At 51.8% G+C, this 22,373-nt stretch carries 12 protein-coding genes; 3 read left to right on the forward strand and 9 right to left on the reverse strand.

The window, feature by feature from the left end:
* Positions 1-27: 27 nt before the first annotated feature.
* A complete protein-coding gene (locus GK091_RS08610) occupies positions 28-4,101 on the reverse strand; it encodes a hybrid sensor histidine kinase/response regulator transcription factor (protein ID WP_164036349.1) in 4,074 nt (1,357 codons plus the stop codon).
* A gap of 293 nt (positions 4,102-4,394) precedes the next feature.
* Positions 4,395-4,622 (reverse strand): hypothetical protein, encoded by a 228-nt coding sequence (locus GK091_RS08615; protein ID WP_164036351.1) that lies wholly within the window; start codon positions 4,620-4,622, stop codon positions 4,395-4,397.
* A 724-nt stretch (positions 4,623-5,346) separates the two neighbouring features.
* On the opposite strand from GK091_RS08615, the gene GK091_RS08620 reads away from it, so the two are divergent.
* Positions 5,347-8,475, forward strand: a complete 3,129-nt coding sequence (locus GK091_RS08620) for a SusC/RagA family TonB-linked outer membrane protein (RefSeq protein ID WP_164036353.1) — start codon at positions 5,347-5,349, stop codon at positions 8,473-8,475.
* A 36-nt stretch (positions 8,476-8,511) separates the two neighbouring features.
* Complete coding sequence (locus GK091_RS08625; RefSeq protein WP_164036355.1) at positions 8,512-10,161, forward strand: RagB/SusD family nutrient uptake outer membrane protein; 1,650 nt, start codon at positions 8,512-8,514, stop codon at positions 10,159-10,161.
* A 40-nt stretch (positions 10,162-10,201) separates the two neighbouring features.
* On the opposite strand, the gene GK091_RS08630 is transcribed toward GK091_RS08625, so the two are convergent.
* The 7 genes from GK091_RS08630 to GK091_RS08660 form a co-directional block, all read right to left on the reverse strand.
* The gene (locus GK091_RS08630) at positions 10,202-13,336 is read right to left on the reverse strand and encodes an efflux RND transporter permease subunit (RefSeq protein ID WP_164036358.1); all 3,135 of its coding nucleotides are present in this window, start codon (positions 13,334-13,336) and stop codon (positions 10,202-10,204) included.
* A 3-nt stretch (positions 13,337-13,339) separates the two neighbouring features.
* Positions 13,340-14,428, reverse strand: a complete 1,089-nt coding sequence (locus GK091_RS08635) for an efflux RND transporter periplasmic adaptor subunit (protein WP_164036360.1) — start codon at positions 14,426-14,428, stop codon at positions 13,340-13,342.
* Position 14,429: 1 nt separating this feature from the next.
* Positions 14,430-15,716 (reverse strand): TolC family protein, encoded by a 1,287-nt coding sequence (locus tag GK091_RS08640; protein WP_164036363.1) that lies wholly within the window; start codon positions 15,714-15,716, stop codon positions 14,430-14,432.
* Between the two features lie 134 nt (positions 15,717-15,850).
* Positions 15,851-17,218, reverse strand: coding sequence for a sensor histidine kinase (locus tag GK091_RS08645; protein ID WP_164036365.1), 1,368 nt, complete (start codon positions 17,216-17,218; stop codon positions 15,851-15,853).
* A 16-nt stretch (positions 17,219-17,234) separates the two neighbouring features.
* On the reverse strand, positions 17,235-17,930 hold the full coding sequence (locus GK091_RS08650) for a response regulator (protein ID WP_164036367.1): 696 nt from the start codon (positions 17,928-17,930) through the stop codon (positions 17,235-17,237).
* A gap of 86 nt (positions 17,931-18,016) precedes the next feature.
* A complete protein-coding gene (locus GK091_RS08655) occupies positions 18,017-18,544 on the reverse strand; it encodes a P-loop NTPase family protein (protein WP_170312635.1) in 528 nt (175 codons plus the stop codon).
* 178 nt (positions 18,545-18,722) lie between these two features.
* Positions 18,723-21,017 (reverse strand): efflux RND transporter permease subunit, encoded by a 2,295-nt coding sequence (locus GK091_RS08660; RefSeq protein ID WP_164036369.1) that lies wholly within the window; start codon positions 21,015-21,017, stop codon positions 18,723-18,725.
* A 951-nt stretch (positions 21,018-21,968) separates the two neighbouring features.
* Here GK091_RS08660 and GK091_RS08665 point away from each other — a divergent pair.
* Positions 21,969-22,370 carry a response regulator gene (locus GK091_RS08665; RefSeq protein WP_164036371.1) on the forward strand — a complete coding sequence of 134 codons (402 nt, stop codon included), beginning with the start codon at positions 21,969-21,971 and terminating at the stop codon, positions 22,368-22,370.
* Positions 22,371-22,373 lie beyond the last annotated feature (3 nt).

Below are 22,373 nucleotides of genomic sequence, written 5' to 3' on the forward strand. Positions count from 1 at the left end.
TCGGTAGTGGAAGGCAAAAAACCGCCATTAAGCCTCGCTTAGCCCTGTGGCAACAAATTCAGTGGGCGTTTTCTGGTAAAATTCTTTGAATACCATCGTGAAATAAGACGGCGTTTTGAAACCTGTCAGATAGGCCGTCTGGGATGCGCTGTAACCCGCTCGTAACAGATCGGCTGCTTTCCGCAATCGATACTGCCGAATCAGTTCGTGGGGAGACAGATGCAATAAACCGTGAATTTTTCGGTAGAATGTTTTGCGACTCATCGCTACCTGGTCGGCCAGCCAGTCGATGGTGAGCAACGGATCACTGAGGTGATTTTCCAGTAGTTCATAGACTCGGTGTAGAAACGCATCGTCAACCGTGGTGATTGGACTGGGTGTGTCGGGTAGGGAGAACGGCTGCCGATACTGGTCGCGGAGTCTTTGCTGACGGGCTATCAAATTGCGTACCCGCAGATGCAGTTCATTTAAATGGAAAGGTTTGGCTAAATAATCGTCGGCCCCTTCGGTCAACCCTTCAATGCGGCTGCTGTGGGCTGCTTTGGCCGTTAGTATAACAACTGCAATGTGGTCGGTGCCCGTATGATTCTTGATGCGGTGAGTCAGCTCATAACCATCCATGCGCGGCATCATTACATCCGAAATGACAATATCCGGTAGCTCATGCTGCGCCACTTTCCAGCCCTCTTCACCATCAACGGCACATAGCACCCGATACGTTGCGGCCAATTCACCAGCCAGAAATCCGCGTAGTTCGGCATTGTCTTCTACAATAAGAATCAGCGGGGCCTGCTGTTCGGCAGTCAGTTCACTGTCGGAGGATTCAGGTTGGGACGGGATGAACGGGTCGGTCGGGACCATTGCTTTATTCGGCAGGATCAGGCTTGGCGCGCTGACGTTGACCGATACGGACTGAACAGGTAGTTTCAACCGAAATGTTGTGCCCACCCCCGACTGACTGTCGACGGTAATCGTACCGCCAACTAAATCGACCAACTCCTTCACAAGCGCGAGCCCAATACCTGTTCCCTCATACGCACGGGTATGTGAATTGTCCACCTGATAGAAGCGATCAAAAATATGCGGCAGATTGTCGGCCGAAATGCCGATGCCTGAATCCGTGATCCGGATGTTTATCGCAGAAAGTTCACCCGTCGGGTAAGCAGAGTCAGCCGCGAGTACGAGCTGGACGGACCCACTCTCACCCGTAAACTTCAGGGCATTGGACAGGAGATTTGTCAGTATTTTCGCCCATTTATCGGCGTCGAATAGATACTCGTGTTCTAATCTGTCGGCTGTGTATGTCAGCGTTACGCCTTTCTGGTCAGCTGTATGCCGGAACGAGTCGACCAAATGGCTGACATAAGCGACAACATCACCCCGCATCGGCGAGATTGTCATGTGGTTGGCTTCCAGCTTAGACAAATCCAGCAGCTGATTGATGAGCCGGAGTAGCTGATCGGCGTTCCGTTGTACCAGGGACAGCGTTTGTCGGGTTGGCGTGTCGAAACGGCTGTCCAGCAATAACTTCTCGACCGGCGATATGATCAATGACAATGGCGTCCGGAATTCGTGGGTGATATTGGAAAAAAAACGCGTTTTCAGCTCATCGACCATTTTTAGCTGTTCGGCTTCCCGCCGGTTGAGCTCCATCGCCTGTTGTTGCCGGATTCGATCGGTATAAAAGCGGATATAGCGCCAAATGGCATATCCCGCCAGCAAGGTATAGAATGCATAGGCCCACCAGGTTGCCCACCACGGCGGCTGAATGATCAGGTGGATAGACGCTCCTTTTTCGTTCCAGATACCGTCGCTGTTGGCAGCTTTGACCCGGAAGGTATAGTCACCCGGCGACAGGTTCGTATACTTCGCAAAATGATGATTACCGTTAGGGACCCAGTTTTTATCAACGCCAACAAGCTGGTAACTATACTGATTCCGGTCGGGCTGGGCGTAGGTCAGGGCCGCAAAGCCGAACGAGAGAAAGTTTTCATCGTGCCTGAGCGTAATAACAGGGTCTGCGATGGGCTGGGGTTGATCCATCACGGTGAGGGTTGTAATATAGACCGGAAAGGGCCGGGTATCGTCGCGGATGCTATCGGGGTTAAAATGAACAACGCCATTCAGGCTGCCGAAATAAAGCCGGTTTTTGTGCCAGGTGATTGCATTTTGCAGGAAGTCATTGCTGGGTAATCCGTTCGTAAGCTCATAACTGCGGATACTATTCTTTTCCGGGTCGAATCGGCAGAGCCCTTTGTTGGTACTAAGCCAAAGGTGACCATGCCTGTCGCCCGCGATGCCAACGATGCTGTTACTGGGCAGCCCATCGAGCGTGGTGATGGATGAAAACAAACCTGTCCGGTAGTCGAAGCGGTTTAATCCGCCCTGGTGAGTGCCAATCCAGATAATTCCGTTTCTGTCCTCGTAAATTGTCTGGACATCATTACTGTTTAGCTGTCCTTTTGGCCCGGCCTTATAGCGGGTGAAGATCCCCGTCCTGGGATTCAACCGGCAGAGTCCCTGCCGCCTGAGGAGCACCCAGACATCACCGGTACGACTGACCATCAATCCATGCACATACTGATCGGGCAAGCTCGCCGTATCACCTGGTTTATAGTGGTAATAGACATACCGATGCGTCTGGGGCGAAAAGGAACCTATACCCCCATCGCCCCCCAGCCATAGGTCACCCGTTGGGGACCAGCTGAGAAATTGGGCAGGAATTTTGGAAGGGTAGGCCGTATACTGCTTCGATGCCAGGTCGAAATAGTAGATACCCTTTATTGTTCCCAGCCAGATTCCGGCAGCGCCATTTGAAAGAAACGTGTGGGTAGCGTTTTTGTGCTGGCCCGTCGCGCCAAGGGTTTCGGGCGGAATGACGATTGGCTTGGTTGAGCCCGCTTCCTGTCGGTATACGGTGTAGCCATTGCTGAGCCAAAGCTGATTGCTGGCATCCATCAGCAGAGCGGTCACCTTATTTTCGGGCAGATTGACCGTACCCATATTGGGTCGAACCTGATACGTGACAAATGGCTTCACAGTAGCAGCCTGGCGATCAATACCGTTGTCGGTGCCTATCCATACTGTGCCCGCCCGGTCATGATAAACCGTTTGAGCATTATTACTGCTAATGCCTTTGGGCGTGTTCGGATCGGGATGATACGTGAAAACCCGATTACTGACCGGATCGACGCATTGTAGGCCATTGGTTGTACCGATCCAGATAAATCCTCGCTTATCGCGGTGAATCGAGTTCAGATACACGAACGGATTAAGTTGCCCGTCCGGATTGTAGGGCATTAGTTGCCGTGGCTGTTTCGTCAGATCGAGTTTGAGCAGACTGAAGCCAGCGGTAGCCGTTCCCAGCCAAAGTATCTGCCCGGCATCCAGGTAAAACGAAATAATGGTAGGCTGCTTCTGATCGTCTACGCCCGCCACCGGAACCAGTGTAAAGCGTCCCGTCGATTGATCGAGCAGGTACAAGCCGCGCAAGGTGCCGACCCACAACCGATGCTGAGGGTCTTCGAAGACCGTTTTGATCGTTGCTGCGGGTTGAGGTAGCGGAAAGAGCGTATACAGGTGACGGTTGGGTTCGTACCGCGCCAGCCCACCCAGCGTACTTAGCCATAATGCGTGCTGGCTGTCTTCGTAAATAGAATGCTGGTAATTCCACCGTCCGGCATCAGTAGCCTGAATCGGGTGGGGTGTAACGCGACCCGTATGTTTATTGACTTCGTGCAGTCCACCACCTTCCGTTACGGCCCACAGCCGGTTTTCGTGATCTTCACACAGTCCGGATATTTGATTGTTCTGAAAGCTACGGGCTGGATTGTTCAGGTCTGGCTGTAGGACGGTAAAGGTGTAACCGTCGTATTTATTCAGCCCATCGTTGGTCCCAAACCAGATAAAGCCCTCCCGATCCTGGAGTATACAGTTGACCGAATTATTGGAGAGCCCGTCTTTAACGGACAGATGGTCAAAGCGATTATCGATGGGCTGGTCGTGGGATTTCGCTACCGGAAGCCTGTCAGAACGGAATGGCTGAGCGAGTCCCTCACACAGGGGGATAAGCAGGAATAGGAGTAAAGAGGGGCGTACCATACAAGTTGGCAACAGATTTAGTACGCTATGAAGGATCGGCCACTTACTTTTTAACCAGCAGTCCCGATTGTCGTCGCTCTGAGCTTCGGTAAGTAATCAATGGCATCGGTATATAGCACGTCTAGATTACAGAAAATGCGTATATCGTGCAATTATTATTGAGTAAGTGGTTTACATTCAGGTGTATGCGGAACGGGCTTCACTAGCCAGCCACTTTTTGCGTAGTATCTGTAAACAAAAAAAGAAACGCCCAATGCAAAGCCGCCGGGCGTTTCTCTTATACCCAGAGTCGTTTATTTACAGGTTGTAACGACCGATAGACTGCTGGTCGAAAACGTGTTGGCGATAATGAACGGCTCAACTTCGTCGCCACAAACCCTATTCACGATTCGGCTGGGCTCCGTACTCTGTGGGTTATACGTCAGCGTTTCGCAGGTTTTGCAGTTTTTCTTTTTGAAAAGGCCGCCATCGCATGCCAGTAGACCGACTGTGGCCAGAATAACCAGTTGTATACGTCTCATAGTTGGGTATTTTGTCCGTTTCGAGCAATTGCACCGTGCTTTCCGCAACTGGTGATCTCGTAGTGTAGCCACTTAATCTGGCATCATTCCACAAGCAATTGCAAAAATTAAACGTCGTACGCAAACCACTTGTTTTACCGGGCGGCCTAATTTGTCAGGGAGTAAGGCGGGCGGAAGCCCGCAGCGTTGATTGATACCTCAGCTATGCGGACTTCCGCCCGCCTTACTGCACTGCCTCCCATTACACCTGGCAAGAATTCTATTGTCTATAAATTAACCAAGATTGGCCTTAACGGTCAGGATGCTGTGATACATCTTATCGTGCGCCCAAATTCAGCCTATCAATAGCCAGTTGGCAAAATAATTTTCAAAACTCTACTACTAATTATTTTTTGCAACCGCTTGCGGGAACGGTTGCAAAAAATAAAATAGACTATATCTTATAAGTGGTTGTACTTAATGACTTTTTAATGGTGCTCACCTGATGAAGCACATGAGTAAACTCGCCCAACCCATCGCGTTTTAGGTATTATATCTTGGAATAGTGATTTTGCATCTTGTATTATTTTGATAAATGGGACTTTGTCACCTAAGTCTTCATACCGTAAGGCCCTGTCGACAGCGCTGGTAAATCAATCGGCAAGGTCGGCTGGGCTGTACGGATGGAGTTTTTACCTGTACGTTCATTTCCAGAAATCTTCACTCTTTAACGTCAATCAATTCTATGCAAAATCGACAATTCTACTTGAGATTCAGGACGAGTATACTTTGTCTGCTCCTTTTACAGCTGACCTTTGGGTTTACCGCCTTCACCCGGGCTGCCGACATACCGGTTTCGGGTAAAATCACGGATGAGAAAGGCGAATCCTTACCCGGTGTCAGTATTGTGTTGAAAGGGACAACACGCGGTACGACGACTGACGGCAACGGTCAGTACAAACTGTCGGTGCCGAGCGAAAAGTCAGTACTGATCATCAGTTTCGTTGGTTACCTACGGCAGGAAGTTACCGTTAATAACCGGTCGGTGATTGACATACAGCTACAGAACGACGACAAATCGCTGGAGGAAGTCGTGGTAGTGGGGTATGGGACGCAGAAAAAGGTCAACCTGACCGGAGCCGTATCAACCGTTGAAGCTAAGGCCATTGAAAACCGGCCCGTCAGCAATCTGGCCAACGCCCTACAGGGGGTTACGCCTGGTTTGAACATCACCCGCGCGAGCGGACAGCCCGGTCGTGAGAGTATGGCCATCCAGATTCGGGGGGTTACATCGGCGAATGGCAACGTGAATCCGCTTGTGATTCTTGATGGCGTGAGTGCGCCGATCACAACGCTGCAAACCCTGAACCCGAACGACGTTGAGAGTATCAGCGTCCTGAAAGATGCGGCTGCTGCGGCTATTTATGGGGCTCAGGCGGCTGGTGGAGTTATTTTGGTGACGACCAAAAAGGGGAAAGCGGGTAAAGTGGTGTTCGATTACCTGGCGCAGTACGGCACCGATTGGTCGATCAATACGCCTGGTCGCATGAGTCTGCTGGATGAAGCGAACTTCTCGAACCTAGCCCGGAAAAACTCGGGGAGTAGTGCGGAATACACCGACGAAGACCTGCAACGCATCCGTGATGGTGTGCCGTACGTGGTCAATCCGGCTGATACGGGCTCGTACCTATATTATAATCAGCAGTCGCTTTCTGACCAGATTTTGAAGAAAAATACCCTGATGAAAACCCATAACCTGACGGTTCGGGGTGGTACGGAGAAGCTCAATTTCCTACTCTCAGGTGGGTACTATGACAAGCAGGGGCTGTTCAAAGTTGGTCCCGATAACTACAAGCGGTATAACCTCCGGGTCAATCTGGGGGCGCAGTTGACGAAGCACCTCTCGCTCGATGCCCGGCTTTCCTACACACTCGACAAAACCCGAAGTTCGTCGGCCAATGCGAGTGGTGACGGATTGATTTATCAGATCAATCGATTGCGCACGCGGACGCCATTCTTCACACCCGAAGGTCGCTACAACGGGGCCGGTTCTGCCGCTACCGCTTATGCAGCACTCGAAGCGGGTGGCTATAACAACTACGACCGCAATTTCTTCGATAACGTGTTTACGCTTCAGGCGGCCAATCTGGTGAAAGGGCTGACCCTGCGGGCCGTGGCCGGTGTTCAGTATCGGTTGGGAAATCGGGCCATTTTCAACCGGACGGTGCCACTTTGGGGTAAGTCACGGGTGCTTAGCTACCTGAACCAGCCGAATTCGTACCAGCTGACCAACGAAACGACCAAAAATACGAACCTGCAATTCCTGGCCAACTACGACATCAAGGTAGGGGATAAGCACAATTTTGGTTTCTTTGCCGGGTATCAGTGGGAAGATTTTCGCTTCCAGGCCGACTCCTCACGAGCGCTTAGTCTGGTGAGTAACGACCTGCCAACGCTGAACCTGGGCGACGATAAAACGAAGGTGAACGGCGAAGTGATCCAGACCTACGCGTATCAATCGGTTTTCGGGCGTTTCAACTACAACTACGCCGACAAGTACCTGTTCGAAGCTACCGTTCGGCAGGATGAAAGCTCCAAACTGGCGCCGGGTCTGCGGACGAAAGTATTCCCCTCGGCATCGGCAGGTTGGAATATGCACCGGGAGTCCTGGTTTTCGCAGGCGCTGCCCTTCTTCTCGGAGTTCAAGCTACGGGGGTCCTGGGGCCGGTTGGGTGGTGCGCTCGGGACAAATTTGGGCTACTACGATTACCTGAGCCAGTTGACGAAAGCCGCTACGCTGGTGTTGGGCGATTCGCGCGCGTCCTACATCTACCAGGGGTCCATTCCATCGGGAAGCCTTTCGTGGGAAACCATCGAAACGACCGACGGGGGGATCGACATGGCGTTCTTCCAGAATCGGCTGCAATTCAACGGTGACTACTACGTGAAGTTCAACCGGAACATGCTAACACCGCAGCAGCTACCCGCTACAATCGGTGTGGGAACGCCCCGGAAAAACAGTGGTGAACTGAAGTCATGGGGTTGGGAAGCGGAACTGCGCTACCGGGACCGGATCGGTAAGGACTTTACCTACTCGATTGCGGCCAACATCTCCGACAACCAGAACAAGCTGATCAACTATTCGGGTCGGAACGTTGTCGCGGCTGGTACGAATAACCTGATTGAAGGATTCCCGATCAATACCATTTGGGGGTATCAGTCGTCGGGGTATTTCCAGAACGCTGACGAGGTGAAAAACTGGGCCTTTCAGGATAGCCGCACGGGTGCTGGCGATCTGAAGTTTAACGATCTGGACGGGGATAAACGCTTATCGGTTGGTCAGGGAACGGTGGCTAATCACGGTGATCTGGTGCTGTTGGGAACCACGCAGCCTCGTTATCTTTTCGGCTTTACGTTTGGTGCGCAGTGGAAAAACTTCGATATGACGATCTTCCTGCAAGGCGTGGGCAAACGCAATTACCGCCCCAATACCGAATCGATCGCGCCATTGCTGGTGACGTGGAAACAGGCCCTGGCGATCCACGGCGACTACTGGACGCCCGAAAACCAGAACGCCCTGTACCCAAGGCCGTACGTTGGAGCCACGCATAACTACGTAGCGTCGGACAAATGGGTATTGAACGCCAGCTACATGCGTCTGAAAAATATTCAGTTCGGGTATACGTTGCCATCGACCATAACGCAGAAAATCAACGTCTCGCGGGCGCGCTTCTTCTTCTCCGGGCAGGATCTGTTCACCATTTCGGGGCTGGGTAAATTCCAGGGCTATTTCGATCCGGAGTCGCGCGATGGCGTTGACAACGACTATCCGTTTTTTGCCACAGCCTCCGTCGGTCTAAATATCTCATTCTAACGCAGCGCGCTCCGTTAGTCAAACTAGAATTTATCAATGAAGTCGATACTAAAACCTGCAATTCTGGCCCTGGCAATGCTGGCTGGTTTGCCCTCTTGTGAAGTAGAACGGTTGCCCGAGACGTCCGTAAGCGACGAAACCTACTGGCGGACCGAATCTGATTTGAAAACAGCCGCTAACTACTTATACACATTCTTACCGGGATTCGGAACGATTGATGGCGTCAATAACTACGGCAACGAAGATGTATGGTCAGATGATGCGGTTGGCCTGGCCACGAATAACATTAGTGATGGGTCAAGATTAGCGCCTGCCACAGCGAATGAGTACAACTCACCTTACAGACTTATTCGGGCGGCCAATAATATAGTCGAAAAGGCACCACGAGCATCGGCGGCTACAGCAGCCAGTATTATTGAACGGTACACCGCCGAAGCTCGGTTCTTCAGGGCATGGGGCTATTTTTCGCTGGTGCAGCGATATGGCGATGTGCCGTTGATTCTGAAAATTCTCGACGATACATCGACCGAACTACAGGCTCCGGCAGCTCCACGAGCGCAGGTGATCGATCAGATTTACCAGGATCTGGACTTTGCCGCGCAAAAGTTACCGACGCCAACGGTACTCGGAACCGCCGATTATGGCCGCATCAGCAATACCGCAGCCCTGGCCTTCAAAGCCCGCGTAGCCCTGTTTGAAGGAACCCGCTCGAAATACCACAACTACGGTGAGCCGACCAAGCACCTGAAGCTGGCTGTCGATGCGGCCAAAGCTGTTATGGATAGCAAACAGCACGACCTGTTCACAGGTAGCTACTTCGACCTGTTTCAGATGGCGGGTGAGGGACGGCAAAACCGGGAGAACATCATCGTGCGGCAGTACGGCGTGTCGACCGCTGATCGGGTATCGACGCAGAACTTCTTTAGAGGTACGCTGGAAAACGGCAATATGAATCCGACCAAGAGCCTGGTCGATTCCTACCTGATGAAAGATGGTCTGCCGATTACGAAGTCACCCCTGTATACGGCACCAACGAAATCGACGGACGTGTTCAAGGACCGCGATACCCGCCTGACCGATACGTATTTCAAAGCGGGCGACGCGTGGATCGGGACAAAGCTCGTCTATGACGTAGCACCACTGGTGTTTAACAAGACGGGCTTTACATTCCGGAAATATTCGAACCTGGACGACTGGGTTACGTCGGCCTCGCTGATTGACCGCGTGCTGCTCCGATACGCCGAAGTGCTGCTTACCTACGCCGAGGCCACCTATGAACTGAACGGGACGATCAGCGATGCCGACCTGGACCTGACAGTCAACCGCCTTCGGGCACGGGGGAGCGTCGCTAAACTGTCGAACGCGTTTGCTACGGCCAATGGCCTGACGGTACGTGACGAAATTCGTCGGGAACGCCGGGTTGAGCTGGCCGAGGAAGGGTTCCGGTACTGGGATCTAATTCGCTGGAAAACCGCCGAAATTGAACTGCCGAAGCCAGTATTGGGTAACTATTTCTTCAAGGCTGAATACGGAACCTCTACGGCGGTAAATCTTACATCGGATAACATTATCCTCGTTCAGGCCGCTAACTTCCGCAAATTCGATCCAGCCAAAGATTACTTGTGGCCGTTGCCGATCAACGAAATTGCCCTGAATCCAGCGTTAAAACAGAATCCGGGCTGGTAACGTGTTTTCCCTCACGGCAACGGCCGTGAGGGAAATTTGCTTATAGCATCGCCACCGGCTCGGCGACCACTGCCAGTTTTTTCCGGTAAAAGATGCGGTAGATGATTGGGAAAACGAGTAGCGTCAGTACCGTTGCCGTGATGAGTCCGCCAATCACGACGATAGCCAGTGGTTTCTGTGTCTCCGAACCAATCCCGGTCGAAATCGCAGCTGGGAACAGGCCAATGGCAGCCATCAGCGCGGTCATCACCACCGGGCGAATCCGCGACTGAACCCCCTCCCGAATGGCCCGGTCGAGTGGTAGTTTGGCCTGTCGATTTTTGTTGAAAACGGAGATCAGAATCACACCATTCTGTACACAGATCCCGAACAGGGCAATGAAGCCAACCCCCGCCGAGATGCCGAAGTTCATGCCCGTTGCGTGCAGGGCCAGAATCCCGCCAATCAACGCAAATGGTACATTGATCAGCACTAAACCCGCATCTTTTGCATTCCCGAACGTGACGAACAGAATGACAAAAATGGCTGCGATACTGATCGGGACAACCTTACCCAACTGGTCGGTGGCCCGTACCTGATTTTCGAATTCGCCAACCCACTCAACGGAATAGCCTTTTTCGGGCTGGAGTTTTTCGCGAATCCGTTGTTGCGCTTCGGCAATGGTACTGCCCAGATCACGACCCCGCACCGAAAACTTGACCCCGATAAACCGCTGGTTGAGGTCGCGGTAGATGAACGCCGGACCCGTTACCTGCCGGATCGTAGCGATTTCCTTGAGCGGAATCTTGCCCCCACTCATTGTCGGCACCATGAGCCGCATGATATCGTCGTCGCTTTGGCGGTACTCGGGCTGGAACCGCACCCGAATATCGAATTTGCGTTCCCCTTCGTACAGAATCGACGCTGTTTTACCCCCGATTGCCATTTCGATAACGGCCTGCGCATCGGCTGTCGAAACGCCGTAGAGCGCCATCTTGTGGTCATGAAACAGAATGCTCATCTCCGGCTGACCCACGTTGCGGATAATGCCCAGATCTTTGATGCCGTCCACATCTTTGACCGCATCCATGGCCTGGTTGGCGTACTTTTCCAGTTCGTACACATCCGATCCGAAAATTTTGATCCCGTTACTGGCCTTATAACCGGCCACGGCTTCGGCTACGTTGTCGATGATGGGCTGGGAGTAATTGTAAAGAACCCCGGCGTAGTTACGCAGCTTAACGTCCATTTCGTCGGTCAGCTGTTCGCCCGTGAGCTTGTGACCATTATGCCGCTCGGGCCACTCTTCCTTCGGCCGTAAATCCACCTGGAACTGACAGAAATAGAAGCCGTTGGGATCGGTGCCATCGTTGGAGCGACCCACCTGCGAGAGTACCTGTTTGACTTCGGGGAAGCTGTTCAGATCCTGCCGGATGGTTTTGGACATGGCAACGCTCTCGGGTAGTGACATGCTCATGGGTAGTTCAGCCGTGACCCAGAGGGCTCCTTCGTTCAATTGCGGCAGAAACTCGGTGCCCAGCAGGGTCGAGGAGAAAAATGTAGCAACCATAAAGCAGATCGACCCGATCAAACTCAACCGCCGATGCCGGAAACACCAGCCAAAGCCGCCCATGACGATGCGCTCGAAGAAGTTGACGATGGGGTTGTTTTTCTCCCGCACGTTTTTCTTCAGCAAAATCGAACACAGTACCGGCACCAGCGTCAGCGTAAAGAGAAGGGCACCCAGGAGCGCAAAGCCGAGTGTCCAGGCGAGGGGCGAAAACATTTTACCTTCCACTTTCTGGAACGAGAAAATGGGTAGTAAGGCGGTAATTATGATGAGCTTCGAGAAGAAAACGGCTTTCCCCAATTCGCCACCCGTCTTGCGAATCAGCCCTAGTTTCGCCATTTTGTTGTAGCGCGTCATCCCGACGCGGTGGGCCATGTGATCCAGTGAGACGAAAATCCCCTCAACCATGACCACCGCGCCGTCGATAATGATACCGAAATCGATGGCCCCCATCGACAGTAGATTCGCCGACATACCCCGCAGGCGCAGGCAGATGAAGGCGAACAGCAATGCCAGCGGAATAATGATGGATACGATCAGCGTGGTGCGCCAGTCGGCCATGAACAGAAAGACAATGACCGTGACCAGCACAATCCCTTCGGTCAGGTTGTGCAATACCGTTTGCGTACAGAATTCGATCAGGTTGTCGCGGTCGTAGAAGGTGACCATCTTCACGTCCGAGGGTAAAATACGGGTGTTGAGTTCCTCGATTTTGGTTTTCACGCGTCCCAATACGTCGCTGGGATTTTCGCCCTTGCGCATCACCACAATGCCTTCAACCACGTCATCACTGGCATCCAGACCTACCTGACCGACGCGCGGCAGATTCGATTCGGCCACGTCGGCTACGTTCTTGACGAGTACGGGGTTGCCGCCCATCTCCTCAATGATGATGTTTTCAATGTCCTGAGCAGAGGTCAGCAGGCCGACACCACGCACCACGTAAGCCTGCCCATTTCGCTCGATCACATCGCCCCCAACGTTGATGTTGCTGCGCGTAACGGCCTGGTACACTTCGAGCGGAGTGATGTCGTACTTGGTCAGTTGCGTTGGATTGACCCGTAGCTCATACATTTTTTCGCGACCGCCAAACGCGACGACATCGGCTACCCCCGGCACGCTGCGCAGTTGCCGGTCAATGACCCAGTTCTGAAGCGTTAACAGCTCCCGGCTGTCGCGGTCTTTGCTTTCCAGCGTATAGCGAAAAATTTCGCCGGTTGGGCCATAAGGCGGCTGTACTTCGGGTTCGACGCCATCGGGCAGGGATACGTTGCGCAGGAGATTATTAACCTGCTGACGGGCGAAAAAATCATCGACATCATCGTCGAAAATAACTTTCAGCACCGACAGCCCGAACATGGTCGTCGACCGAACGTTGGATTTGCGCTGAACCGAGTTCATCGCCACCTCGATCGGCACGGTCACGAATCGTTCGACCTCTTCGGCGGAGCGGCCATTCCACTCGGTTACGACAATGATCTGCGTATTCGTGACATCGGGGAAGGCTTCGAGCGGTGTGCGCAGGTAGCTGAAAATGCCAGCAATTACCAGGGCCGCTGTCATGAAGAAGATAAAAAATCGGTTTTTGAGCGAAAAACCGACGATCGAATTGATGAGTTTGTTCATGAATTAATCATTCAGCGCATTGTAGACCAGCAATTGATCTTTGGAAATGACTTTTTCGCCTGGTTTCACACCCTGGCTGATGTAGGCGACACTCCCCAACGATTTGAGGACATTGACCTCGCGGGTTTCAATGTCGGCGCGACCCCGATAGACAAGGACGTAGCGTTTCGAGCGGTCGAAAATGATGGAGCTGGCCGGCACCGTTGCCAGTTGCCCACCCGCAGCATAGCGGAGCGTAACGGTCGCATGCATTTCCGGTTTGAGCTTCATCGCTTTGTTGCTCAGCCGGATACGAACGGTCATCGCTTTGGTGTTTGGGTCGAGCACGGTGTAGATTTTATCGACGTGCCCCTGGAATTGTTCGTTAGGATAGCTAAGCGTCTGAATCGACGCTTCCATGCCCTGCCTTACCCGGCCGATGTCGCTTTCGTTGACATTGGCCAGCACCCACACTTCGCTGATCTGACCAATGGTGAACAGGTTATCGGCATTGTCGGAACGGAGCTGCATCTCCCGGTTGACGTTCTTTTCGATCACGTAACCGTCAATGGGTGCTTTTACGGTATAGATCGACGCTTTGCCGATGCCATAAATCCGCGATACTTCCCGGATGCGGTTCATCTCGGCCTGAGCCTGTTCCACTTCTTTCTGGGCCGTTACAACCTCGCGCTGGGAGTTGAGCTTCGTCTCGAACAAGTCCTGCGCGACGCGTAAATTCTTCTCGGCCAGCAACAAATCAGATTTCGCCTGAATCGTTTGCCGTTCCAGATCCGCTACTTCACTCGATCGAATCGACGCCAGCGTTTGCCCCTTGCGGACATAATCACCCAGCTCGACCTTTACCTCTTCGACATTACCGCCAACGAGCGGAAACACCTTGATCACCCGATTCTCGTCGGCCACGATCTTGCCCACCAGGGTTAGTTCGTTGCGTACGGGTTGGGTGACAACACTGTCGAGTTTGATCCGGCTCATCATGGTGTCTGACAGCCGAAACGCTTTTTCTTCTTCGTGAGCGGGCTTGGGTCCGCACGACATGACGAACAGCAGGCTCACCGCCAGAAGCGGCTTATGGAGTTGATTGGTTTTCATTTTATTCGTTGAATAGGTCTTTACCGATGAGGTAATTCAATTCTTCGTAGGCACCAACTCGATCGGCTTTGAGTCGGTTAAGCTGCTGGACACTATCGTTGTAGGCTTCGATCAGATCGACAAATTCGAGCAGACTGATGTTGCCTTTCTGGAAGTTGCCGATGACGCCCCGGTTCAGTTGTTCGAACTGTTCGCTGAACTGTTGTTCAAGCCCCTGCACCCGCCGTTCGACTTCGCGAACTTTCTGAAGTGACGTTGCCACTTCGTTGCCCACCTGAATGGCCCGTTGTCGCTGAAGCTGAGTCTGGTAACCGATCTGACTACGGGCCGCGCGAATGGCTCCCTGGTTGCGGTTGAAGAGTGGGATGTCGGTAGACAGCGACAGGCCAACGTAATTGTTGATGTAGCTCCCAGCCTGATCGTAAGCACCACCCACCCGAACGTCGGGTACGGCCAATGATCGCTGGAGGTTATAATTGAGTTCGGCCTGACGCGTCAATGATTCCGTCGCCAGCAAATCCGGGCGATTGCGAAGCGCCATCTGGCGAAGCGAATCATCCGGTTGTACGGGTAGCCGATAGCGGGTTAGCGTGGCTTCGGCTACTATGGGATTAACGGGTACGTCAACGGATAATAGGGACCGTAGCGCCCGTTCATCGTCGGCGAGTTGAAAAATGATGCTGGTCCGGTCGTTACTGAGTTGAAACAGGAGCGCTTTCAGACGAAGCAGTTCACGAAGGGACACGTTGCTGCGTTCGTACTGTTTTTCGTAGGCCGATACCGTCGTTTGTAGCGTGGCCAGCTGCTGGTTAAACCGGGTCAGGGTCTGCCGCTGAAAATAGATGGAATAAAAACGGGTGCGCAGGTCAAACCGGAGTCCCCGGACTATGTCAAGCACTTCCAGCCCCGTCAACCGAGCCGCTTCCGAAGCCAGGGCAATGCGTTTGTTCCGCTTTCCTGCCGTATACAGCAACTGCTCGATGGCTACCGTTTTCTGGCCCTGACGACCAACGTCCAGCACCCGTCTGGTTTCGTTATTGTAGGTGCTAAGCTCGACGGTAACGGTTGGATTATCGTAAAGACCAGCCTGAATGACCTGTGCCTGACTGGCATCCACGCGAAAACGCTCGGCTAGCAGTTGCAGGTTATTTTTTAGAAACAGGCTATCGGCCTGTTGAAGAGTGAGCGTAAGGGTATCTTGAGGCACATTGGCTTGCTGGGTGGCAGGCTGACCATGTGCCAGTTGGGCAAAAAGAAAAAAACTGAAGGACGCTAGCAGCAACCGCATTTTACTGGATTAAGTACGGCAGCAAAGATCAGATCGCCCGATTACAGGGTACTTAGAGCGAACTTAGGGCAGGGTTAGAAATACATTAGAAATTAATTAGAGCTTATTTAGTATTCCCCGGCAGCGGCCATGCATCACACATGGGGTAGCGAAACGGTAAACGTACTGCCAACATGGAGCTGGCTGTCAACCGTGAACGTACCCTGGTGCAGTTCGATGATTCGGTAGCATATGGATAGGCCAATGCCGAAACCGTCGTACACCATCGCGTTGGGAGCCCGGTAGAATGATTCGAAAATGTGCTGGCGGTCAGCGTCCGAAATGCCGATACCCCGATCATGAACCGCGATCCGGCAGTATTGATCGTCGGTGCTGATGCGTACCTGAGCCGTATGGTCCGGGGAATATTTACAGGCATTGTCGAGCAGGTTGAGCATGACCTGTTTGAGTAGCCCTTCGTTGCCGTTCACCAGCGTTTCGGTTTCTTCATTCGGAATGTTCTCGTAATCGATCTGAATCGTATAGGCGGGTTTGGCGCTGAGTAATTCATCCTTGGCCAGAAAGAGAATATCGTCGGTGCGGATGGGTTGAAACGGAACACTCTGAATTGATTCCAGCGTTCGGGCCAGAAATAAGAGGCTGTTCGTCAGGCTTATCAGACGATCCGTGTCAGACAAGAGATTGACCAGCACTTTTTCGTGTTCCGGTACCGTTAACGGTCGACGCAACCCCAACTGGATTTCAGATTTCAGCGCGGCCAGTGGTGTTCGAAGCTCGTGGGACGCGTGGGAGACAAAATTTCGCTGCTGTTCGAACGCCTGTTCCAGCCGGTGCAGTACATCGTTAAAATTGATGGCCAGTTGACCTAGCTCATCCCGTCGGTTTCCTTCATCGAGTCGTTGTTGAAGGTTGCGGGCGGTGATGGCCGATACCTGCTCATTGATGCGGTTGATGGGCCGCAGGGACTGACCCGCGAAGAAAACCCCCAGTCCGATCGTGATGCTTAATCCACCCAGCAGACCCCAGCCGAGGGTAAGCCGCAGGTTATCCAATTTGCTCTTACCAAACTGATCATAGGCGGAGGACAGCACCACCAGATCGCGCCCGTTCTGCTGGTACAAAATGCCAACCAATTCGTTACCACCACTGAACGTTTCAATTTCTTTCTGCTGCCTTACCTCTTCCAGCAACCGGGCGTTATAATGAATCACCTGATCGTCTACGCTGCTGTAGATCAATCGATTGTGTGCGTCAAAAATAAGGACTTTCTCGTCGATCAGCGCCGTCAGCGTGTTGCGGTCGATGATTTTGAGCAACTCCTGATCCACCTCTTTCACTTCAACCAGAAAGCGGACGGTTGTCCGGCCTTTGTTCTTCAGCCGTTCGTAAAATTCTTCCCGGCGATACGTTGCCGACACAAAATAGATCAGCACCGAAAACGCGACCAGAATGGACGCGACAATCAGCGAAAACTGGAGCGCGATTCGGTTGCGGATGGTCATAAGCGGAGATCATTACTTACTCTTCTTTTAACACGTAGCCCATCCCGGAACGGGTATGGATTAATTTAGGCTCAAAGTCGCGGTCGATTTTCCGGCGCAGGTAATTAATGTAGACTTCAACCACGTTCGTGCCCGTATCAAAGTTAAGGCTCCAGACCGTTTCCGCAATGTCGGCTTTGGGTAACACCCGCCCCCGGTTGCGGATCATGTATTCCAGCAGCGCAAACTCACGGGCGGTCAGGTCGATTAACGTATCGCTCCGTCGAACTTCTTTGGTCGTAACGTTGACGGTCAGGTTGGCGACCTGCCAGATTTCCTGGCTCTCATCAGCCGCTAAACTCAGCGCCTGCCGCCGAAAGCAGGTCGCGACACGGGCAATGAGTTCCCGGAAATCGAACGGTTTGACCAGATAATCATCCGCTCCCAGTGCCAGTCCTTCGACCTTATCGTCGATTTCACCGAGGGCCGACAGAATGATGATCGGCAGGAGCGGACGCTCCGCCCGAACAGACCGGCATACTTCAAAGCCACTCAGGCCCGGTAGGTTGAGATCCAGAATTAGCAGATCGACGGTTGGCTGCAAAGCCGCCTGCCGACCATTCAACCCTTCGTAAACGACTTCAGTGCTGTAGCCTTCATCCTGAAGTCCCCGGCTGATATTCTGAGCAATACGCCGGTCGTCTTCAACGATCAGTATTTTTTTTGCGGCCATAAGCAGGAGGGGATGGCGTAAACGCCCCAATCATTTGATACCAGACGCTAACTGTTTAACGTCCGTACCCAAATCAACGATTTAACTCAAGGCAAGTTCCAGTGTTGGTAACACTGGCTGATTTGGCGGACTGATGATAAGCGTATCTTAGGCAGATCGATCGTGTGAAACATACGCTCATACCGACTTCGGTTTATGGGCGTTACGACAGCAATATGATGCAGCATATCCCATTTAATTCGTTCGGGTGCTCCGTCTAATCCTCCGTACCTTTGGCGCTCAACGAGCGTCCGGTAGACGTATCGTACCAGACTAGTCGAAACAGAAACGTCCAGCAGGATCAATCCTGTGGCCCGTTCGATACGCTGCTTCATACAACCAGAGTAATTGCCGTCTATGACCCAGCAATCACGCGTAATTACGGCCTCGTGTAAGGCTAAAAATTCGCTCGTGGGCCGTGCCTGCCAATCCGTGTTTGGCGCGTGATAAAGCTGGTCGAGATGCACCACTTCCAGGTTGAGTTTCCGGCCAATGGCAGTGGCAAGGGTCGACTTGCCGCTGTTAGACGGCCCCAAAATACAGATACGTTCGCCAAGGCTTGAGAGTGGTATCATCAGAATCTTTTTGCGCAGTACACGTATACCCGACGAGCAAACCAATTGACTCGTAGCCAACGCTCCCATCACAGCGTAATTTCTAGTAAATACTACCTGATGGTCAGTTAGCTAGCTGTCGTAACGTGGTTGGTCCCGTGATCGCTAATCACAGATCGATCAACAAACGCCGACCTCATTAAACCCGATATCGTTTTAGACTTAATAACAGCGCCGGGAGCAAGATCATGTTCGTCAGGCAGGCCATCAATACCGTTGTCGCTACCAGAACACCCAAGGCTGCCGTACCGCCAAAACCAGATGCGGCAAAAACGGAGAAGCCGCCCGCTAGAATAAGGGCGGTGTAGATCAGACTAACGCCCGTTTCGTGAATAGCCGCCGAAATAGCGTCTCCCGGTGCCAGGCCCCGCCGGAGTTGCTGCCGATAACTGGTTAGAAAATAAACCGTACCATCGGAAGACAGCCCAAAGGCGATGCTAAAAATCAGGATGGTCGATGGCTTGAACGCAATATCGGCATACCCCATAATGCCCGCCGTCACCAGCAGTGGTATCAGGCAGGGTAGCTTAGACAATAGAATGATGGGCACCGACCGGAACAACACCATCCCAACCATTGCAATCAGCAGAATGGCGATTCCCAGGCTTTCGTAAAGATTACCGAGCAGATAATCATTGCTTTTCAAAAATACCAGACTATGGCCAGTCAGGCTAACCGTGTAATTGGTGCCCCGAAAGAGCGAGTCAAGCCGTGGCTGCAAGGTGCCTAATACCTGCTTGAGTCGGATAGAACCAATGTCGGCCATCTGGTAACTCACCCGCGCCACCTGCTTCGTGCTATCTACATAGGCGCGGGTCAGTGACGAGGACGTTGCGCCAAGGGGGGCCTCGGCTACCATGTCACGCAGGGCCATAGCGGGTGGCAGGACGTAATACTTAGGCGCCCCACCCCGATACGATTGGTACGCGAACCGGATGGCATCGACCAGCGAACGGGGCTTTGAAAACTCCGGATACTGGCCAATGATTCGCTCCATCGCCCTGATCCGGTAGAGCGCTTCACCCGTTCCGGACAGAATACCATTGGGTTTACCCGTGTCGATCATCACCTCAAACGGTAAGGCCCCTTTGAACTGGGCTTCAAAAAAGCGCATATCGTTATAGACCGGATCATTTTTGGGCAGATCGTCGACTACGAACCCTTCTACCCGAATCAGGGGCAGACCGATCGCGCTGATCAGGGTGATAGCCGCAATCAGACCATATACCAGGGGACGCTTGTGGTGGACCCATCCATCAATACGGGTTAAAACCCGTTGCCAGATCGTGATCTGTGTCGATTCTTCCGGTTCCATTTTAGGAACGGGCAGGTAGCTAAGGATGATCGGCACCATGAACAGGCAAATGACGTAGACCGCCAGTACAGAAATGGCGGCCACCAGGCCAAACTCGACAAGCAGTCGACTGTCCGTAAAGTAAAAGACGCCAAAACCAATAGCGGTGGTCACGTTGGCCAGGAAGGAGGCCAGACCAATCTCACGGATGGCGTTTTCAAGCGCGAGCTGTTTCTGCCCGTGCTCGGCCAGCTCTGCGTGGTATTTATTGACCAGAAAGACACAGTTGGGAACGCCAATAACGATGAGAAGGGGCGGAACCAGACCCGTCAGCAGGGTGATGTCGAAGCCAAAAAGCACCAGAATGCCGAGCGCAAAGCAAACGCCCATTAGGACGACGGTCAGGGAGATGACCACCACTTTCCAGGAGCGAAACAGCAGCCATACCAGCAGACCGGTTACGGCGGCAGCTAATGCCATAAATAGCTTCATTTCGCCCGCCACGCGTTTCGATACTTCGGTTCTGATGGACGGTAAGCCAGAGTAGTGGATCGTAACGCCAGTCTTTTTGGCAAAGGCATCTCCAAAACGACGAATCGAAGCGACGATGGCAAGTCGATCTTTGGTATTCAGCTTTTTCTCGTCGAGCGAGATCGCCATCAGCGTCGAGCGGGTATCCGGATTGACGAGCAACCCATCGTAAAAAGGAAGCGACAGAATTCTTTTCGACAGACTATCGACCTGCTGCTGCGTCTGTGGCCGCTGCGAAACAATCTGGTTGATGCCCCAGGCCGTATCTTTTTTGGCAATGGTGTAGAGCCGGGTTGTCGAGAGTACGTCTTTGACGCCCGAAAGTTTCCGGACCTGCTCCGTCATATCGTACCAGGACTGGTAGACGGGGAGATCGAACCAACGTTTGTCTTGCCAGCCTACGATCATAACGGACCCGTCGATGCCGAACCGTCGTTTGAAATCTTCGTAATGCTGCTGGGTGCTGTCAGACAAGGGCAGGACACGGGCAACCTGGTAGGAGAGTTGCAGACTGGTGCCGAGGTAGCCCATGCCGATGGTGACAGCAAGGAGAACGATGAGCCAAAGCAACCGCAGTTTTAGTATCCCACGGGCAATTGAAATCCACATAAGCGAGTCGTATTATAGAATGGTAACGGACCAGCCGGTGGATTCTGTTCCATCAATATCAGGTTGTGACTGATCAGGGAAACGAGCTGTAGCCGGCCCCAAGCCCGACTAGTGAGTGATTAACTCTGTTTCGCCGTCAGTGATGCAAAGATTCAGTGATTCATCAAACATTACAAATCATTGTCTGTTCCAGGGCAGCACAAAGACATTAACTCTCGAAATTAACGAGGAGAGAGGGTTGTATCGGGTCTGTGAATGATCGATAGCCGGACCAAAAGGGTATGAGTAAAAATACCCAATATTTTTTTAGTATTGATCAGCTATCATAAGGAATCGAAGCCTAACCTAGTATGGTCGATTCGGTAATATGTCCTGTTAACTGAATTACGGATGATTATACACTATAGGTGAACGTATAACTAGTTAATCAACAGTTTAACTGATCGTATTTATTCGTTGACAGTCAAGAGTGTATATTTAAAGGACAGTTGAATTGGTATGAATTTTAAATTAACCCGTTACGTAATGCGCCTTACGCTGTCTAAAAATAAAAACCGGTTGACTTGTTTCGCTCTATGCTTAGTCATGAATAAGCGATGTGGCATCTTGGCAAAGGTGAGTTTTACGCGTAAATGCATTTTCAGACCGCTTTTTTGTATAAAGCTATCATACACCGATAATTTACATGATTGTATATTATAGTATTCATGGGACAATAACGGTAACTAAAGTAGTTGATTATTACAGGCGGTTATTGTATTAAAATAATTAAAATATGTGTTTTTATTTGTTTTATGTATATACGTAACCATATTTGTTAAGAATTAGGTTAATTTTTTATTTTTTAGTATATTAGAATACGTTAACATTTATTTATCTTTACAAATACGAACAATTGGTACTTATCATTAGTAAATATCCGGTTTTAAGTAGCTTAATCGCAATCCAGAGATGAAATCACTTTACCATGTTTTAGTTGCCGAAGATGATCCATTTATCCGTAAAGTACTCAGACAAACCCTGAAGGACGACTTTGACGTCATTACGAAAGAAAATGGCATCGAAGCTGTCACCTGGCTGGAAGAGGGAAATCCAGTTGATATCATCCTGTCTGACATTCAGATGCCTTTTATGGATGGTACCGACCTGCTGCGCACGTTGCGGGCAAGCCCGCTCTTTCAGAAACTACCCATTATCATTCTGTCGACGTATTCCGACAGTGATACCCGAATCAAGTTTCTCAAGCTGGGGGCTGACGATTATATCGTAAAACCATTCAATCCAATTGAGGTGAAAGCGAAGATCAGAAGCGTATTGCGTCGAATGGAAACGAATAGTGCAGACATGTCTTAATGT

The sequence above is a fragment of the Spirosoma agri genome, from assembly GCF_010747415.1.
In the GTDB taxonomy this organism is placed as follows: Bacteria; Bacteroidota; Bacteroidia; order Cytophagales; family Spirosomataceae; genus Spirosoma; species Spirosoma agri.

What these genes read in the sequence shown, in the direction of transcription:
- GK091_RS08615 (WP_164036351.1), bottom strand. Translation starts at nt 4,622, where the DNA reads ATGAGACGTATACAACTGGTTATTCTGGCCACAGTCGGTCTACTGGCA.
- GK091_RS08630 (WP_164036358.1), bottom strand. Translation starts at nt 13,336, where the DNA reads ATGAACAAACTCATCAATTCGATCGTCGGTTTTTCGCTCAAAAACCGA.
- GK091_RS08625 (WP_164036355.1), top strand. Translation starts at nt 8,512, where the DNA reads ATGAAGTCGATACTAAAACCTGCAATTCTGGCCCTGGCAATGCTGGCT.
- GK091_RS08620 (WP_164036353.1), top strand. Translation starts at nt 5,347, where the DNA reads ATGCAAAATCGACAATTCTACTTGAGATTCAGGACGAGTATACTTTGT.
- GK091_RS08645 (WP_164036365.1), bottom strand. Translation starts at nt 17,218, where the DNA reads ATGACCATCCGCAACCGAATCGCGCTCCAGTTTTCGCTGATTGTCGCG.
- GK091_RS08655 (WP_170312635.1), bottom strand. Translation starts at nt 18,544, where the DNA reads ATGATACCACTCTCAAGCCTTGGCGAACGTATCTGTATTTTGGGGCCG.
- GK091_RS08650 (WP_164036367.1), bottom strand. Translation starts at nt 17,930, where the DNA reads ATGGCCGCAAAAAAAATACTGATCGTTGAAGACGACCGGCGTATTGCT.
- GK091_RS08640 (WP_164036363.1), bottom strand. Translation starts at nt 15,716, where the DNA reads ATGCGGTTGCTGCTAGCGTCCTTCAGTTTTTTTCTTTTTGCCCAACTG.
- GK091_RS08610 (WP_164036349.1), bottom strand. Translation starts at nt 4,101, where the DNA reads ATGGTACGCCCCTCTTTACTCCTATTCCTGCTTATCCCCCTGTGTGAG.
- GK091_RS08660 (WP_164036369.1), bottom strand. Translation starts at nt 21,017, where the DNA reads ATGTGGATTTCAATTGCCCGTGGGATACTAAAACTGCGGTTGCTTTGG.
- GK091_RS08665 (WP_164036371.1), top strand. Translation starts at nt 21,969, where the DNA reads ATGAAATCACTTTACCATGTTTTAGTTGCCGAAGATGATCCATTTATC.
- GK091_RS08635 (WP_164036360.1), bottom strand. Translation starts at nt 14,428, where the DNA reads ATGAAAACCAATCAACTCCATAAGCCGCTTCTGGCGGTGAGCCTGCTG.